This window comes from Streptomyces sp. NPDC059900, from assembly GCF_050270335.1.
Lineage (GTDB): Bacteria > Actinomycetota > Actinomycetes > Streptomycetales > Streptomycetaceae > Streptomyces.
This window is the reverse complement of sequence record NZ_JBNNJZ010000149.1, coordinates 1-16,226: the sequence shown is the minus strand read 5'-3', so window position 1 is coordinate 16,226 and position 16,226 is coordinate 1. Positions and strand designations below refer to the sequence as shown.

General features: G+C 71.7%; 13 protein-coding genes and 1 pseudogene. 12 read left to right on the top strand and 2 right to left on the bottom strand.

The features are described 5' to 3' along the window. The 7 genes and pseudogenes from ACQKIP_RS20725 to ACQKIP_RS20695 all read left to right on the top strand — a co-directional run. Positions 1 to 315 (top strand): annotated as a pseudogene (locus tag ACQKIP_RS20725) (sugar ABC transporter permease); the annotation flags it as partial. Between the two features lie 9 nt (positions 316 to 324). After that, entirely contained in the window at positions 325 to 1,236 is a 912-nt protein-coding gene (locus tag ACQKIP_RS20720) for a carbohydrate ABC transporter permease (protein WP_365857685.1), read from the top strand. An 8-nt stretch (positions 1,237 to 1,244) separates the two neighbouring features. Further along, entirely contained in the window at positions 1,245 to 2,510 is a 1,266-nt protein-coding gene (locus tag ACQKIP_RS20715) for a 6-phospho-beta-glucosidase (protein ID WP_365857683.1), read from the top strand. Next, entirely contained in the window at positions 2,501 to 3,499 is a 999-nt protein-coding gene (locus ACQKIP_RS20710; RefSeq protein WP_365857681.1) for an N-acetylglucosamine kinase, read from the top strand. Before ACQKIP_RS20715 ends, ACQKIP_RS20710 begins: the two co-directional genes overlap by 10 nt. Before the next feature lie 286 nt (positions 3,500 to 3,785). Then, positions 3,786 to 5,249 carry a hypothetical protein gene (locus ACQKIP_RS20705; RefSeq protein ID WP_365858024.1) on the top strand — a complete coding sequence of 488 codons (1,464 nt, stop codon included), beginning with the start codon at positions 3,786 to 3,788 and terminating at the stop codon, positions 5,247 to 5,249. Between the two features lie 17 nt (positions 5,250 to 5,266). Then, complete coding sequence (locus tag ACQKIP_RS20700) at positions 5,267 to 6,274, top strand: glutamate ABC transporter substrate-binding protein (protein WP_365857679.1); 1,008 nt, start codon at positions 5,267 to 5,269, stop codon at positions 6,272 to 6,274. 40 nt (positions 6,275 to 6,314) lie between these two features. Continuing rightward, on the top strand, positions 6,315 to 7,634 hold the full coding sequence (locus ACQKIP_RS20695) for a hypothetical protein (protein WP_365857677.1): 1,320 nt from the start codon (positions 6,315 to 6,317) through the stop codon (positions 7,632 to 7,634). 40 nt (positions 7,635 to 7,674) lie between these two features. Here ACQKIP_RS20695 and ACQKIP_RS20690 read toward each other — a convergent pair whose 3' ends face one another. Then, on the bottom strand, positions 7,675 to 7,953 hold the full coding sequence (locus ACQKIP_RS20690) for a hypothetical protein (protein WP_427743716.1): 279 nt from the start codon (positions 7,951 to 7,953) through the stop codon (positions 7,675 to 7,677). A 22-nt stretch (positions 7,954 to 7,975) separates the two neighbouring features. Between ACQKIP_RS20690 and ACQKIP_RS20685 the strand changes: the two genes are divergently transcribed. The 4 genes from ACQKIP_RS20685 (at position 7,976) to ACQKIP_RS20670 (ending at position 14,549) form a co-directional block, all read left to right on the top strand. After that, positions 7,976 to 10,270: a tetratricopeptide repeat protein gene (locus tag ACQKIP_RS20685; RefSeq protein ID WP_427743714.1), complete on the top strand. Its 2,295-nt coding sequence runs from the start codon at positions 7,976 to 7,978 to the stop codon at positions 10,268 to 10,270. Positions 10,271 to 10,272: 2 nt separating this feature from the next. Beyond that, positions 10,273 to 11,661 carry a PP2C family protein-serine/threonine phosphatase gene (locus ACQKIP_RS20680; RefSeq protein ID WP_365857673.1) on the top strand — a complete coding sequence of 463 codons (1,389 nt, stop codon included), beginning with the start codon at positions 10,273 to 10,275 and terminating at the stop codon, positions 11,659 to 11,661. A gap of 92 nt (positions 11,662 to 11,753) precedes the next feature. Then, positions 11,754 to 13,097 carry a VWA domain-containing protein gene (locus tag ACQKIP_RS20675; RefSeq protein WP_365857671.1) on the top strand — a complete coding sequence of 448 codons (1,344 nt, stop codon included), beginning with the start codon at positions 11,754 to 11,756 and terminating at the stop codon, positions 13,095 to 13,097. Positions 13,098 to 13,208: 111 nt separating this feature from the next. Continuing rightward, a complete protein-coding gene (locus ACQKIP_RS20670; protein WP_365857669.1) occupies positions 13,209 to 14,549 on the top strand; it encodes an FHA domain-containing protein in 1,341 nt (446 codons plus the stop codon). 33 nt (positions 14,550 to 14,582) lie between these two features. Here the strand turns inward: ACQKIP_RS20670 and ACQKIP_RS20665 are convergent, their stop codons facing one another. Then, positions 14,583 to 15,557, bottom strand: coding sequence for a methyltransferase domain-containing protein (locus ACQKIP_RS20665; protein ID WP_427743711.1), 975 nt, complete (start codon positions 15,555 to 15,557; stop codon positions 14,583 to 14,585). 182 nt (positions 15,558 to 15,739) lie between these two features. On the opposite strand from ACQKIP_RS20665, the gene ACQKIP_RS20660 reads away from it, so the two are divergent. Continuing rightward, positions 15,740 to 16,153 (top strand): globin, encoded by a 414-nt coding sequence (locus tag ACQKIP_RS20660; RefSeq protein ID WP_190080384.1) that lies wholly within the window; start codon positions 15,740 to 15,742, stop codon positions 16,151 to 16,153. The last annotated feature ends 73 nt before the right edge of the window (positions 16,154 to 16,226 follow it).

Sequence of the window (16,226 nt, the reverse complement as noted above, 5' to 3'; positions counted from 1 at the left end):
ACCTGGCCCGCGATCACGCCGATCGTGATGTTCGCGGTGGTCACGGGCGTCGTGCAGACCATGCAGTACTACACACAGGCCCTGGTCGCGGGGAAGGTCGCGTCCGGCGTCAACATCGGCCCGGGCTCGGTGATCCAGCCCGGCTACCCGGACCACTCGACCCTCACGGTCCCCCAGCTCGTCTACCAAATGGGCTTCCAGAACTTCAACACCGGCGCCGCGTGCGTGCTCTCGCTCGTGCTCTTCGCCATCGCCATGGCCGTCACGCTGCTCCTGATGCGCAAGCGCTCCGGGCTGCTCGCGGCGGAGGACTGAGGACTCCCGATGACTTCCACGACTCTCAGCGCGCCCACCGCGGCGCCCGCCCCCGCCGCCCCGAAGCAGCGCGGCCCCGCCGCAGCCCGCGCCCGCCGCAAGCGGGTCCTGCACTGGATCGCCGTGCACAGCGTGGCCATAGCCGTCGCGCTGCTGTTCATCCTGCCGTTCGTCTTCGTTTTCCTGACGTCGGTGATGAGCGACTCGCAGGCGATGAGCGGCGACCTGTGGCCCGACTCCTGGAACTGGTCGAACTACAAGACCGTGTTCGAGACGCCGGGCTTCCTCGACTGGTGGCGCAACTCGCTGATGTACGCGGGCCTCGGCACCCTCTTCACGGTCTGCTCGGCGATACCCGTGGCGTACGCGCTCGCCAAGTTCCGCTTCCGCGGCCGGCGCACCGCGATGCTGCTCGTCATCTCGACGATGATGCTGCCGCCGCAGGTCATCGTGATCCCCATGTACCTGGTGTGGGCGCAGCAGTTCCACCTGTCGGGCACGCTGTGGCCGCTGATCATCCCGATGGCGTTCGGCGACGCGTACTCGATCTTCCTGCTCAGGCAGTTCCTCCTGACCATCCCCAAGGAGTACATCGAGTCGGCGAAGGTCGACGGCTGCGGCGAGTTCCGCACCATGGTCAAGATCGTCGTGCCGATGGCCAAGCCGGGCATCACCGCCATCGCGCTCTTCCAGTTCTTCTACTGCTGGAACGACTACTTCGGGCCGCAGATCTACGCGGCCCAGAACCCCGGTGCCTGGACACTGAGTTACGGCCTGGAATCGTTCAAGAGCGCCCACGCGGTCAACTGGAACATGACCATGGCCGCGACCCTGCTCGTCATGGCCCCCGTCATCATCATCTTCTTCTTCGCACAAAAGGCCTTCGTCGAAGGCGTCACCCTCACCGGAGTAAAGGGCTGAGAACCGAAATGAAGCTCGCAGTGGTCGGCGGAGGGTCGACCTACACACCCGAACTCATGGACGGATTCGCGCGGTTGAGGGACACCCTGCCGATCGAGGAGCTCGTCCTCGTCGATCCGGCGGCCGACCGCCTGGAACTGGTGGGCGGCCTCGCGCGGCGCATCTTCGCCAAGCAGGGTCACCCCGGCCGCATCGTCACCACCTCGGACGTCGACGCGGGTGTCGCCGACGCCGACGCGGTCCTGCTCCAGCTGCGCGTCGGCGGCCAGGCCGCCCGCAACCAGGACGAGACGTGGCCCCTGGAGTGCGGCTGCGTCGGCCAGGAGACCACGGGGGCGGGCGGCCTCGCGAAGGCGCTGCGCACGGTCCCTGTCGTCCTCGACATCGCCGAGCGCGTACGCCGTACGAACCCGAACGCCTGGATCATCGACTTCACCAACCCGGTGGGCATCGTCACGCGGGCGCTGCTCCAGGCCGGGCACAAGGCCGTCGGCCTGTGCAACGTGGCGATCGGCTTCCAGCGCAAGTTTGCCAAGCTGCTCGACGTGGCGCCCGGCGAGGTCCACCTCGACCACGTGGGGCTCAACCACCTCACGTGGGAGACGGGCGTACGTCTCGGGGGTCCGGACGGCGACGACATCCTGCCCAAGCTGCTCGCCGAGCACGGGGACACGGTCGCCGCGGACCTGCGCATGCCGCGCGAGATCGTCGACCGGCTCGGCGTGGTCCCCTCGTACTACCTGCGCTACTTCTACCAGCACGACGCCGTGGTGGAGGAGCTGAAGACCAAGCCGTCGCGGGCCGCCGAGGTCGCCGAGATGGAGAAGCAACTCCTGGAGATGTACGGCGACCCGACGCTCGACGAGAAGCCCGCCCTGCTCGGCAAGCGCGGCGGCGCCTTCTACTCGGAAGCGGCCGTGGACCTGGCGGCCTCGCTGCTCGGCAACGGCGGCAGCCCCTTCCAGGTGGTGAACACCGTGAACAACGGCACGCTGCCGTTCCTGCCGGACGACGCGGTCATCGAAGTGCAGGCCTCCGTGGACGGCTCGGGCGCCACGCCCCTCGCGGTGCCGAGGCTCGACCCGCTGTACGCCGGGCTCATCGCGAACGTCACCGGATACGAGGACCTGGCTCTCCAGGCCGCGGTGCACGGGGGACGTGACCGCGTCTTCAAGGCGCTGCTCGCCCACCCGCTGATCGGCCAGTACGCGTACGCGGAGCAGCTCACCGACCGGCTCATCGCACACAACCGGGAGCACCTGGCGTGGGCGTAGGCACGAGCGTGCTCGCGATCGACGCGGGCAACAGCAAGACCGACGTCGCGGTGGTCGCGGCCGGCGGCGAAGTCGTCGGCGCGGCCCGCGGCGGCGGGTTCCAGCCGCCGCAGGTCGGCGTCGAGACCGCGGTGGACATCCTGGAAGAGGCGGTGACGCGGGCGCTGGCCGAAGCTGGCGTCGACTCCGTGGGGCACGTGTCCGCGTGCCTCGCCAACGCCGACCTGCCGGTGGAGGAGCGGGAGTTGGCCGAGGCCCTGCGCGGGCGCTCGTGGGGCCCCTCGGTCGACGTGCGCAACGACACCTTCGCCATCCTGCGGGCCGGACTCCTGGAGGACACCGAGCCGCGGGGCGTCGCCGTGGTGTGCGGCGCGGGCATCAACTGCGTGGGCATGCTGCCCGACGGGCGCACCGCGCGCTTCCCCGCCATCGGGCGGATCTCCGGCGACTGGGGCGGAGGCGGCGGTCTCGCCGAGGAGGCGCTCTGGTTCGCGGCGCGGGCCGAGGACGGCCGCGGCGACGCGACCGCACTGCGCGAGGCGCTGCCCGCGCACTTCGGCCTGCCCTCCATGTACGCGCTGATCGAGGCGCTGCACCTGGGCTCCATCGCCCCGGTGCGGCGACACGAGTTGACGCCGGTGCTCTTCGCCACGGCGGCGGCGGGCGACCCGGTGGCCCGCTCCCTCGTGGACCGGATGGCCGACGAGGTGGTGGCCATGTCGACCGTGGCCCTCGACCGCCTCGGGCTGCTCGGCGAGGAGGCCCCGGTGCTGCTCGGCGGCAGCGTCCTCGCCGCCCGGCATCCGCAACTGGACGACCGCATAAGCGCGTTGCTCGCCGAACGGGCGCCCAAGGCGGTGCCGCGCGTGGTGGTGGCCCGGCCCGTGCTCGGAGCCGCGCTGCTCGGCCTCGACCAGGTGGGTGCGCCGACCGCGGTGCACGCGCGCGTGCGGGCCCATTACGAGAGTGCGGGCCCGCCACGGGGGTGACGCGGGAGGCCGGCGCGGACGGGTTCACAGGACCGCAAGGGAACCGAACCCCCCTCAATCGCGTATTCAAGGGCAGGGGTGGCGTGCGATCTTCGCAGGATCCGGGCAGGGTGACGGGAAAGATCCGGACACCGTGATCCGGACACGATGATCCGCACAAGATCCAGTCAATGCCTGTGCGGATGCCAGTCCCTGCGGCAATACTTGCGGCCGTGCACTTCTTCCCGCACCGCGCACGCCGGGCGGAAGTGGACGTCCGATGACCAAGGGGGAGGTCGAGGTCGAGGTGACATACCCGCCGAACGGCAGCGCCGCGCCGCCGGGACAGGCCGCGCCGACGATGCCGAGCGTCCCGCCGCAGTCAGGTCCGGGCGCCGCCGCACCCGCACAGGCCGTGCCGGGTGCGCCACCCCGGCGTCCGGCCTGGATCGAGACCCGCGACCGGCTGCGCGCGGCGGCGACGACGGAGCCCGGCAGGCTGCGCATCATCGGCGCCGTCCTCGCGCTGCTCGTCGTCGCGTTCGGCGCGGTCACCACCTGGCAGATGTCGGACCGTTCGGCCGCCGCGGACAGCGTCCTGAACCGCAGCCAGCCGCTGAGCGACGATGCCGCGGCCATCTACCGCTCCCTCGCCGACGCCAACACGGCCGCGTCCAGCGGCTTCCTGGCGGGCGGTCAGGAACCGTCCGAGGTGCGCGACCGGTACAACCGCGACATCGATCGCGCCTCCGAGAAGCTGGCGAACGCCGCGTCGAACGCCGGCTCGGGCTCGTCGGCCGCCGCATCGGTGGAGAAGCTGAACAAGCTGCTGCCGGAGTACACCGGCCTGATCGAGCGGGCCCGCGCGGGCAACCGCCAGGGCCTGCCCCTGGGCGGCGCCTATCTGCGGTACGCGAACGACAAGATGCAGAACCAGATGCTCCCGGCGGCCGAGCAGCTCTACACCGCCGAGAAGCAGCGCCTGAACAACGACTACGCCGACGCGAAGCCCTACCCCTGGTTCGCCATCGCCCTCGGCCTGCTCGCCCTTGGCGTCCTGTTCTGGGCCCAGCGCCGCAACTACCGCCGTACGAACCGGGTGTTGAACCACGGCCTGGTCGCGGCGACCGCGGCGTCCACGATCGTGCTGCTCTGGCTGGTCGCCGGGCACACCTTCGCCCGCTCCGGCCTCGGCGATTCGTACGACCACGGCGTGAAGTCCCTGAACGTCCTGAACGACGCCCGCATCAGTTCGCTCAAGGCCCGCAGCAACGAAAACCTCACGCTGGTCAGCCGGGGCGCGGAGACCGTCGAGGTGGGCGCGGACAAGGAGATCAAGGACAAGTTCGACGTCGACTACCAAAAGCAGATGAAGCAGCTGGGCAGCGTCGACAGCGGGCTGCTCGGCCGGGCCGCGGCCATCGCCGAGGACGCGGAGGGCAAGAACCCCGTCGAGGAGGCCGCGAAGAACGTGTCGGTCTGGAAGGACCGGCACGAGACCGCGCGGGACAGCGACGACGCGGGTGACTACAAGGGCGCGCTCGCCAAGGTCGTCGGCGACAAGAGCGACGAGCCCACCGGCGAGTGCTTCGACAACGTCGACACGGCACTCGAAACCGCGCTCACGCACGAACGCAACGAATTCGAGCAGGCGGCCAAGGACGGCAAGGGCGCGATGACGGGGATCCCGCAGGGCGCCGCCGTACTCGCCGTGCTCGCCGCCGCGGGCGCCGTGCTCGGCATCGGGCGCAGGCTGTCGGAGTACAGGTGAGAGGGGGCGAGCGGACGATGCGTACGCAAGGACTGGCGAGGCTGCGCGGCTGGGGCGGAGCTGCCGCCATGGCGGTGGCCTGCGCGCTCACGGGCTCCCTGATGCTGGCGCTGCCGGAGGCGGGCAGCCGAGCCTCGGACGAGAGCGCGGACCGCGCCGCGCGGGGCTCCGCCGGGGTCGCGCCCGCGCGCGCCGAGGAGTGCACGACCCCCGAGCAGAGCCTGTCGCCCTCCGGCAAGGACGGCCCGACGATCGAGGCCATCCGTGACCGCGACGTCAAGAAGCTCATCGTCGGCGTCGACCAGAACAGCTACCGCTGGGGATACCGCGACCCGAACAAGAAGACGGCCACGCTCGAAGGCTTCGACATCGACCTCGCGCACAAGATCGCCGAGGAGATACTCGGCGACCGCGACGCCATCCTGTTCCGCGCCATCCCCACCAACCAGCGCGTCAAGGCGATCCAGAGCGGCCAGGTCGACATGGTCGTACGGACCATGACGATCACCTGCGACCGCGAGAAGGAAGTCTCCTTCTCCACCGCCTACTTCAAGACCGGCCAGCAGGTGCTCGCCCCCAAGTCCTCGGACATCACCGGGTTCGACGATTCGCTCGACGGCAAGAAGGTCTGCTCCGCGAAGGGTTCCACGGCCCTCACCAAGCTCCAGGAGCTCAAGAAGAAGGGCCTGGGCGCCGACATCGGCACCACGGTCCCCAACCAACTCGACTGTCTGGTGCGGCTCCAGCTCGGCGAGGTCGACGCCGTCGTCACCGACAGCGCACTCGCCGCGAGCCAGGCCGCGCAGGACCCCACGATCGAACTGAAGGGCGACGCGCCGCTCAACACCGAGTACTACGGCGTGGCGATGAAGAAGCCGGAGAAGGGCAGGGACGACCTGGTGCGGCGGGTCAACAAGGTCCTGGAGGACTATCGCAAGAGCGGCTGGCAGAAGTCGTACAACGAATGGCTGGAGCCGGCCCTCGGCGAATCGGCGGGCCCGCCCGCACCGAAGTACGAGGACTGAAGCCCGACGTGCACAGCAACGCAGAGCGGAGAGGTGATCGATGAGCGTCGCGGGTCCCCCTGGCCCTGTGATGGACCGGGACGAGGTGGACCGTGCGCTGGCGCGGCTCGACGCCGAGCACGAGGCGATAGAGACCTCGCTCCTCGCCCTTCAGGACCACGCGGGCCGCAGACTCCTCGAAGGTGCCGGTCTGACCGGCATCACCGAGGAGCGCTGGCAGTCCACCGAGCAGCAGATCACGCTCCTGTGGGCGTACTTCGACGCCTATGCCGCCGCCCTGCGCACGGCCCACGAGGTGCGGATGCGCAGACGGTGGCCCAACAGAGACGACCTGGTGGAGCTGACCGAGCTGCTGCGCGGCGAGAGCGTCACCGTCGCCGGCGGCGCCGCCCCCGCGCCGTCGGCCTCGATCACCGGACCGGCCAAGCTCACCGAACGCTTCACCCTCATCGACCTCGTCTCCCGGATGAACGACCTGTACGCGCACTCGCTCGACATGGTCGTCGCCGCCGACGCGGTCTGGTCCGCGCTGCCCGCCCGGATAGACCTCCTGGCCGCCGAGCTGCACCGCACCCGCCAGCTCGCGCACTCCGTGGGAGTACGCCCGGGCGAGCACCCCGCGAGCGACGACCTGGAGCGGATCACCGCGGAGCTGACGCGCCTGCGCGAGCAAGTGGTGTCCGATCCGCTGGCCTTCTGGCAGCCCGCGCAGGGCAGTTCGGCCCCCGGAGGCGGCCGCCCGCACACCGAGCGCTACGACCGCGAGGCCCGCGCCCTGGAGGACGTGCGCCGTGAGATCGACGCGGTGCTCACCGTCCGGCAGGACGCGGAGCTGCGCCTGGGCAGGCTGCGTGACGTGCTCTCGCGCGCGGACCGCACCCTGGCGGAGGCACGCTCCGCGCGCGGCGAGGTCCTCGCCAAGATCGCCGCGTCCGAGGTGCCCGCGGTCAGCGGCCCGTCGACCGCGCTCCAGGAGCAGCTGGCCATGGCCTCCGAGTACCGCAGGCACGCCCAGTGGCACCGTCTCTCCCCGCTCCTCGAATCCCTCGAACAGAAGGCCGAGGACGAACTCCTGCGGGCCCGCGAGTCGTTGACCGCCGTCACGCAGCCCCTGGCCGTCCGCGCGGAGCTGCGCGGCCGCCTGGACGCGTACAAGGCCAAGGTCGCCCGGCTCGGCCACGCGGAGGACCCCCTCCTGGTCGAGCGGTACGACGCGGCGCGCCGGATGCTGTGGAGCGCGCCCTGCGATCTGCGCGTCGCCGAACAGGCCGTCCTTCGTTATCAGCAGGCGGCCGCAGAAGTCCTTGCACCGAGGGTCCCGCAACAGGGCGGTCCCACCGACCGGAGGGGGGAAGCATGAGTGAGCAGCGGAAGTGCCAGCGACCCGGATGCACAGGGTCCTACGAGGACGTGGGCGGCGGCGAGCTGTACTGCGACACCTGCGGCCTGGCCCCGGTCGTCTCGCCGTCGGGCATGGTGTCCTCTCCCCCGACCGGCATCACCGGCGGCGGCAAGGGGTCGGGCAGCAGCAGCTCCCGGTCCAGTTCGCGCTCCTCATCGCGCTCCTCGCGGTCCCAGTTCTCGCGCAGGTCGGTCTCGGGGCGGCTCTCGCGCTCGCTCTCCGGCAGCTCGACGTCCCGCTCGGTCTCGGTGCGCAGCTCGGGCCCCTCGTCCGGCACGTCCGCCCGCAGCAGGCTGGGCGTGGGCCTGGTCCTCGTGCCCGAGGTGCCGCGCCCCGACCCGCGCCAGGCTGTGCAGGACAACCCCGAGGTGCCCGAGCGCAAGCGCTTCTGCTCGCGCTCCGACTGCGGGGCGCCGGTGGGCCGTGCCCGCGGCGAGCGGCCCGGCCGCACGGAGGGGTTCTGCACGAAGTGCGGCCACCCGTACTCGTTCGTGCCGAAGCTGAACCCCGGCGACATCGTGCACGGTCAGTACGAGGTGGTGGGCTGTCTGGCGCACGGCGGGCTCGGCTGGGTCTATCTCGCCGTGGACCGCGCGGTCTCCGACCGCTGGGTGGTCCTCAAGGGCCTGCTCGACACGGGCGACCAGGACGCGATGGCCGCCGCGATCTCCGAGCGCCGCTTCCTCGCCGAGATCGAACACAGCAACATCGTCCGTATCTACAACTTCGTCGAGCACCTCGACCAGCGCACGGGCTCCATGGACGGCTACATCGTCATGGAGTACGTGGGCGGCAAGTCCCTCAAGGAGATCGCCAACGAACGCCGTACGCCGCAGGGCAAGCGCGATCCGCTGCCCGTCGAGCAGGCGTGCGCGTTCGGCATCGAGGCCCTTGAGGCCCTCGGGCATCTGCACAGCCGCAATCTCCTGTACTGCGACTTCAAGGTCGACAACGCCATCCAGACCGAGGACCAGCTCAAGCTGATCGACATGGGCGCGGTCCGCCGGATGGACGACGAAGAGTCGGCGATCTACGGCACGGTCGGCTACCAGGGCCCCGAAGTGGCCGAGCTCGGCCCGTCGGTGGCCTCCGACCTCTACACGGTGGCGCGCACCCTCGCCGTGCTCACCTTCGACTTCCAGGGGTACACGAACGTCTTCGTGGACTCCCTGCCGGACCCCGACAACATCGAGGTCTTCCGCAAGTACGAGTCGTTCTACCGCCTCCTCGTGCGCGCCACCGACCCGGACCCGGCCCGCAGGTTCGCCTCGGCGCAGGAGATGGCGGAGCAGCTCACGGGCGTCCTGCGGGAGGTGGTGGCGCTCCAGACGGGCCGGCCGCGGCCCGCGCTCTCCACGCTGTTCGGTCCCGAGACCAAGGTCACGGACACGGAGCTGTTCGCCGAGCTGACCGGCGACGTCTCGCAGTTCGGCGTACGGATGCTGCCCGCGGGCCGGCGCAAGGGGCGCCCCGAACTGGCCGCGGGGAACGGACACGTACAGGGACAGGGCCAAGAACCGGGCCAGGGACAGGGACTGAGCCGGGGCCAGGGCAACGGCGACCCCGCGATCGCGCCGCCGGTGCCTCCGGCAGCCCCGCCGGCCCGTATCGTCCGCTCTCTCGACGCCCCCGCGACGGCCCTCGCCCTTCCGGTGCCGCGCGTGGACCCGAACGACCCGAACGCCGGGTTCCTCGCCGGTCTCATGGCCTCCGCGCCCGCCGAGCTGATCACCGCGCTGCGGGCCGCGCCGGGCGACTCCGTGGAGCTTCGGCTGCGCGGGCTGCGGGCCCGCCTCGCCATGGGTGAACTGGAGCCTGCCGCGCAGGCCATCGCCGACCTGGAGATACAGCATCCGGACGACTGGCGGGTTGTCTGGTACCGCGGCATCGCCTCGCTTGCGACCGGCGACCACGAGAACGCGGCACTGTCCTTCGACGCCGTGTACGACGCGTTCCCCGGCGAACCCGCCCCCAAGCTGGCCCTGGGGGTCTGCGCGGAGGTCCTGGAGCAACTGGACAACGCCGCGGAGTACTACCGCCTCGTGTGGGCCACCGACCCGAGCTATGTCAGCGCGGCGTTCGGCCTGGCCCGCGTACAGCTCGCGTCGGGCGACCGGCGCGGCGCCGTGCACACCCTGGAGTCGGTGCCCGAGGCCTCCATCCACTACACCGCGGCGCGCGTCGCGGCGGTGCGGGCCAGGCTGCGGCACCGTATGACGTTGGACACCGCGCCGTCGCCCGGCAGCCTTTTCCTCGACGACCTGACGGCGGCCGCCGGCCAGGTGGAGGCGCTCGCGGGCTTCGGCCTCGACGCGGTGCGCCGCGAGCGGCTGTCCACCGAGGTCCTCGGCACCGCGCTGGACTGGGTACTCTCCGGTAGGCACCCTGGTCACGCCTCCGCTCCACCGGCAGCACCTCCTGCACCGGCGGGCGGCTCGCGTACCGTGCTGCTCGGCAGCGACCTTGACGAGCGCGGCCTCCGGTACGGCCTGGAGCGCTCGTACCGGACGCTGGCCCGGCTCGCGCAGGGTGGCGAGGAGAGGATCGAACTGGTGGAACGGGCAAACCGTTTCCGCCCTCGGACGTGGGTGTGAAGATGTCGCAGATGCACCAGCAGACTGCCGGGGCTGGTTCCACGTGCCCCGGCTGCGAAGAACCGCTGGAAGCGGGTGACCTGTTCTGCGGGGCGTGCGGATACGACCTGTCGGCGCGGCCCGCCGCGGCACAGGACCGCCCCACCGTCGCGATGAACGGCTCGTCGGCGGCACAGTCCGCGCCGGCGCCCGACGCCTCGTCGCAGTGGCCCGTCGCCCCGGACGCGGACAGCTCCGACATGCCGGTGCCCGCGCACCTGCCCACCGACCTGGCGGGCACGGACTCGGCGGGCGGCGAACTGTCCCCGAACGCGGGAGAAGCGCGCACGGAGCCGGGGGAGGTTCGCACGGACGCCCCCTTCGCACGCCCCGCCGAGCCGGACGAGTACCCCCTGCCCGCCCCCGGCGCCCACCCGGGGCCCGAGCCCGCCGCCGATCCCCGTACGGTCCTTTCCGACCCGACGCCGCCCGCGGGCACCAAGCTCTGCGTGGCCTGCCGTTCGGGCCGCGTCGACCCCGACGGCTACTGCGAGAACTGCGGGCACGCCCAGCCGCGCGAGCGCGACCACATGGAGCAGGAACTCGACGCGGTCGCCGCGGTCAGCGACCGGGGCCTGCGCCACCACCGCAACGAAGACGCGTTCGCCATCTCCTCGGCCGCGCTGCCGGACGGTTCCCCCGCCGTCGTCGCGATCGTGTGCGACGGCGTCTCGTCCGCGACCCGCCCCGACGAGGCCTCACTCGCCGCGTCACGCGCGGCCAACGAGTCGCTGCTCGACGCCCTGCCCCGGGGCACGCACCCGCAGCAGGCCATGCACGACGCGATCCTCTCGGCCTCCGACGCCGTCAACGCCCTTGCCGCGGAGCCCACCCAAGCCAGGGAGCACTCCCCGCACCAGAACGCGCCCGCGTGCACGCTCGTCGGCTCGATCGTCGCCGGGGGTCTCCTGGTCGTCGGCTGGATCGGCGACAGCCGTGCCTACTGGGTGCCCGACGACCGCAACGGCCCGACCGTCCGGCTCACCGAGGACGACTCGTGGGCCGCGCAGATGGTGGCCGCGGGCCTGATGAACGAGGCGGAGGCGTACGCCGACGAGCGCGCCCACGCCATCACGGGCTGGCTCGGCGCCGACGCGTACGAACTGGAGCCGCACACCGCTTCCTTCAAGCCGGACCGTGCGGGTGTAGTGGTGGTATGCACCGACGGGCTCTGGAACTACGCGGAATCGGTCGAGGAAATGGCACGCGCCGTGCCCGCCGATTCCGCCCTGCGCCCGCTGCACAGCGCCCAGGTCCTGGTCGGCCACGCACTCGACGGCGGGGGCCACGACAACGTAACAGTGGCGATTCTGCCGTTCCGTCTCGTGCCGCAAGGGGCAGGATCCGCCTAGTGCAGGCCCCGGCAACGGGATGCCGGACACGAGCACTTGTCACCCGCCGGCTTGGGGAAGCCGGCGGGAACATTTAGGGGGAGCAGAGATCCATGGCCAATTTCTCGAAATCGAACGTGCCGCAGTTCTCCGTCGACGTGTACCAGAACGAGTACCTCCCGGAAGGCGGCCGCGAGGTCAACGCGATCGCCACGGTCACCTCGACCGGCGGCGGCACGGTGGGGTCAGCGGTCAGCGCCCCGCATCTCTACTCGGCGGGACAGACCCCGGACGCGGCCGTGGCGATCATGGTCGACTGCTCCGGTTCGATGGACTATCCGCCCACGAAGATGCGCGGCGCCCGCGACGCCACGGCCGCCGCGATCGACGCCGTACGTGACGGAGTCCACTTCGCGGTGATCGGCGGCACCCATGTCGCCAAGGAGGTCTATCCCGGCGACGGGCGCCTGGCGGTCGCGGGCGCACAGACCAGGGAGCAGGCCAAGCAGGCCCTGCGCAAGCTCAGCGCGGGCGGCGGCACGGCGATCGGCACCTGGCTGCGCCTGGCCGACCGGCTGCTCTCCTCGGCCGACGTGTCGATCCGGCACGGCATCGTGCTCACGGACGGCCGCAATGAACACGAGTCACCCGAAGACCTCCAGGCCTCTCTCGACGCCGCCGCGGGCCGCTTCACCTGCGACGCCCGCGGTGTCGGCACCGACTGGGAGGTCAAGGAGGTCACGAGCATCGCCTCCGCGCTCCTCGGCACCGCCGACATCGTCGCCGACCCCAAGGGCCTGTCCGCCGACTTCACGCAGATGATGGAGGCGGCGATGGGCAAGGAGGTCGCCGACGTCAGCCTGCGGCTCTGGACGCCGCTGGGCGCGGAGATCAAGTTCGTCAAGCAAGTGGCGCCCACGGTCGAGGAGTTGACCGCGCGCCGCACGGAGGCGGGCCCGCGCGCCGGTGACTACCCCACCGGGTCCTGGGGCGACGAGTCCCGCGATTACCACATCTGTGTCGAGGTGCCGAACGCCGAGCTCGGCCAGGAGATGCTCGCGGCCCGCGTCTCGCTGATCGTGCCGCAGCCGGACGGCAGCGCCCAGACCCTCTCGCAGGGCCTGGTGCGGGCCGTGTGGACGGACGACATGGCCGCGTCGACGTCGATCAACCCGCAGGTGGCGCACTACACGGGCCAGGCGGAACTGGCCCAGGTGATCCAGCAGGGCCTCGATGCGCGCAAGTCGGGCGATATGGATGGAGCTACGGCCAAACTGGGCCGCGCCGTCCAGCTCGCCAGCGCCTCGGGCAACGAGGACACCGCGAAGCTGCTTTCGAAGGTGGTCGACGTGGTCGATGCCGTGGCAGGTACTGTTCGATTGAAGGCGAGGGTCGCCGAGGCCGACGAGATGACTCTCGAGACACGGTCCACGAAGACTGTTCGCGTGAAGAAGTAGCTCCGCCGTGGAGCAACACCACGGAGAAGCAGCACCACCCATACCCATCACAAGCCCCACAGCAGCACGTACGGCCCTCAGGGCCGGAGAAGGAGAGGGGGACGCGCCGACATGCCGACCTGCCCGAACGGACACCAGTCGGGTTCCGACGACTGGTGCGAGGTCTGCGGTCACCGCATGGCCGGTGCCGTACCGCCGCCCCCGCCGCCACCGGCCGCTCCCGGATACGGCTACCCGCCGCCGGGACCCGGCCAGAACCCCGGCTACGGCTACCCGCCGCCCGGCCCCGGCGGCCGCCCGCACCTGTCGGCCGTGCCGGACCAGCCCGCCGAGGCCCAGCTCTGCCCGCAGTGCCGCACGCCCCGCGAGGCGAACGCGCCGTTCTGCGAGGAGTGCCGCTGGAACTTCCTGACGAACACGGCGACCTCGTACACCCCGGCCGCCCCGCACCCGCCCGCGCCGAGCCCGGCGCAGCAGTTCCAGCAGTCCCAGCAGCCCCAGGGCACCCAGCCGGGTCAGGACCCGTTCGGGTACCAGGGCTCGCGGCCCTCGCAGATGAACCGCCCCGCCGAACCGATTCCACCGTTCGGCAACGGCGGCAACGGCAACCCGCCCGGTCAGGTGCCCCCGCCGTACAACGGCGAGGCGCCCCCGCCGCCCTACAGCGGTGACCCGCACGGCCAGGGCCCGCACGGTCAGCCGCCGCAGGGCCAGCCCCCGCAGGGGTTCCAGCAGCAGGGTCCGCCCGCGCCGCCCGCCTTCCCGCAGGAGACGGGCACTCCGCCGCCGCCCTCGCAGCCGCAGCAGCCCGGCCCCGGCGGTCCGGCCGGTGGTCCGTCCTTCGGCGGCGGTGGCGACGACTGGGTGATTTCGCCGCCCTCGTCGTCGGCTCCTCCCGGCACCCAGGGGCCCGGTGCTCCGGGTCCCGGCGCCCCGCAGGCTCCCGAGCAGGGCGAATGGGGCCAGCAGTCCCAGCAGCCCGGCCGGACGCAGGCTCCGCAGGGACCTCCCGGCTTCCAGGCGGTGCCCGGGCCCAGCACGGGCACGGTCTCCTGGTCGGCGACGATCGGCCCGGACCGCGAGTACTTCATGGCGATGATGCACCGCAGCGGCCCCGAGGCCTCGGGCCTGAACCTGCCGGCGTACTCGCCCGAGCAGCAGCGTCCGCTGGCCGGCAACCAGATCACCATCGGCCGCCGCAGGCACTCCACCGGTGACACCCCGGACATCGACCTGTCGGTGCCGCCGGAGGACCCGGGCGTTTCGCACCAGCACGCGGTCCTGGTCCAGCAGCCCGACGGCAGCTGGGCGGTCGTCGACCAGAACTCCACGAACGGCACGACGGTCAACAACGGCGAGGAGCCCATCCAGCCGTTCGTCCCCGTGCCGCTCCAGGACGGCGACCGGGTGCACGTGGGCGCCTGGACGACGATCACGATCCGGCACAGCTGAGCCGGGTCCTTCCGGGCCGCCTCAGACGCGGGCTCAGGCGAGTGGCCAGGCGTACGGCCCTTCGGGGTCGTCCAGCCAGGCCCACTCGTGCGGCCCGCTGACGGTGACCCCGTAGCGCTCGCGCACCGGCCGGTCCTCGCGCTGCCACAGGGCGAGGGCCTCGTAGGGGTCGAGGGTGCCCGCGGTCAGCTCCAGGAGGAAGCGGAAGAGGTCGTTCTGCAGGGCCTTGCGCGGCAGCCCCCCGAGGCTCTGTTCGTGCGGGCCCCTTCTGCTGCCGCCCCGCAGCGGCACGAAGTACGCCGGGGTGTGCAGGAAGCGGCCTTCGGCGTGCCCGGCGTCCCGGACGCGCAGCGCGATCAGGCCGGTGGCCAGCGGGGCCAGGATGCGGGCGCCGGGACGGCACTGGGCCAGCCAGGGGCGCGGCACGGAGTTCAGGGTGCAGGTCGCGATGATCCGGTCGTACGGACCGCGCTCGGGGCACCCGGCGGCGCCGTCCCCGGTGACGACGGCCGGGTGGTACCCGGCGGCCGCCAGATGCCGCCGTGCCGACTCGGTGATCTCCGGGTCGAGGTCGACGGTGGTGACGTGCTCGTCGCCGACCCGGTGCGAGAGCAGGGCCGCGTTGTAGCCGGTGCCCGCGCCGATCTCCAGTACGTCGCAGTCCCCCTCGCGCAGATCGAGCTCGTCCAGCATCTTCGCCATCAGGGAGGGCTGGCTGCTGGACGAGAGCAGCTCTCCGTCGCGTACGCGGGTGGCGAGCGGGGCGTCCGCGTAGGCGCCGTGCAGCCAGCGTGCCCGGTGTGCGGGGTCGGGATCCTCGCCCCAGAGGCGCTCGTGGCCGCCGCCCGGCGACGTGACGTAGTAGTACGGCACGAACAGATGGCGCGGCACCTGTTCGAACGCGGTGCGCAGCCCGGGGTCCCGCGTGAGGGCCCCGCCGGCCTCGATCTGGCGGACCAGGGCGGATCCCGCCTCGGCGGCGTCACGGGGGTCGACTGTGGGTCCCATACAGCCACTGTGCTGCGGTTCGGCGCGCGATGCGAGCGGCAGGACGCACCGATCCGGAGGAGATCGGTCCCGCCGGGGCCCGGCTGGTCCCGGCTGGTCCCGGCCCGGAATCCGGTGGTCCGGGCTGCCCGTCCGGGACGGGGGTCCTAAGTCTTCCGTCCTCGGCCGCAGCGTCTGAGACCATGGACGGTGTGATAGAGATCCCGCGCGGCACGCTTCAGGAGCAGACCTTCTACGAACAGGTCGGCGGCGAGGAGACCTTCAGGCGCCTGGTGCACCACTTCTACCAGGGGGTCGCGGAGGATCCGCTGCTGCGACCGATGTACCCGGAGGAGGATCTGGGCCCCGCCGAGGAGCGCCTCGCGCTGTTCCTCATGCAGTACTGGGGCGGCCCCCGCACCTACAGCGACAACCGCGGCCACCCCCGGCTGCGGATGCGCCATGCCCCGTTCACCGTCGACAGGGCCGCGCACGACGCCTGGCTGAAGCACATGCGGGCCGCCGTCGAGGAGCTGAAGCTCTCCGAGGAGCATGAGCGGACGCTGTGGAACTACCTGACGTACGCGGCGGCGTCCATGGTCAACTCCGAGGGCTGACGCCTCTCTCCCCCGCCCCACCTGCCGTCCCACTTCCTCGGGACGGCGAGAGCGGGCCGCGCCACCACCAGGG

Bases quoted from the DNA above. Each gene is read 5' to 3' on its own strand.
- ACQKIP_RS20660 (WP_190080384.1), top strand. From the start codon at position 15,740: ATGGACGGTGTGATAGAGATCCCGCGCGGCACGCTTCAGGAGCAGACC.
- ACQKIP_RS20670 (WP_365857669.1), top strand. From the start codon at position 13,209: ATGCCGACCTGCCCGAACGGACACCAGTCGGGTTCCGACGACTGGTGC.
- ACQKIP_RS20680 (WP_365857673.1), top strand. From the start codon at position 10,273: ATGTCGCAGATGCACCAGCAGACTGCCGGGGCTGGTTCCACGTGCCCC.
- ACQKIP_RS20675 (WP_365857671.1), top strand. From the start codon at position 11,754: ATGGCCAATTTCTCGAAATCGAACGTGCCGCAGTTCTCCGTCGACGTG.
- ACQKIP_RS20720 (WP_365857685.1), top strand. From the start codon at position 325: ATGACTTCCACGACTCTCAGCGCGCCCACCGCGGCGCCCGCCCCCGCC.
- ACQKIP_RS20695 (WP_365857677.1), top strand. From the start codon at position 6,315: ATGAGCGTCGCGGGTCCCCCTGGCCCTGTGATGGACCGGGACGAGGTG.
- ACQKIP_RS20665 (WP_427743711.1), bottom strand. From the start codon at position 15,557: ATGGGACCCACAGTCGACCCCCGTGACGCCGCCGAGGCGGGATCCGCC.
- ACQKIP_RS20700 (WP_365857679.1), top strand. From the start codon at position 5,267: ATGCGTACGCAAGGACTGGCGAGGCTGCGCGGCTGGGGCGGAGCTGCC.
- ACQKIP_RS20715 (WP_365857683.1), top strand. From the start codon at position 1,245: ATGAAGCTCGCAGTGGTCGGCGGAGGGTCGACCTACACACCCGAACTC.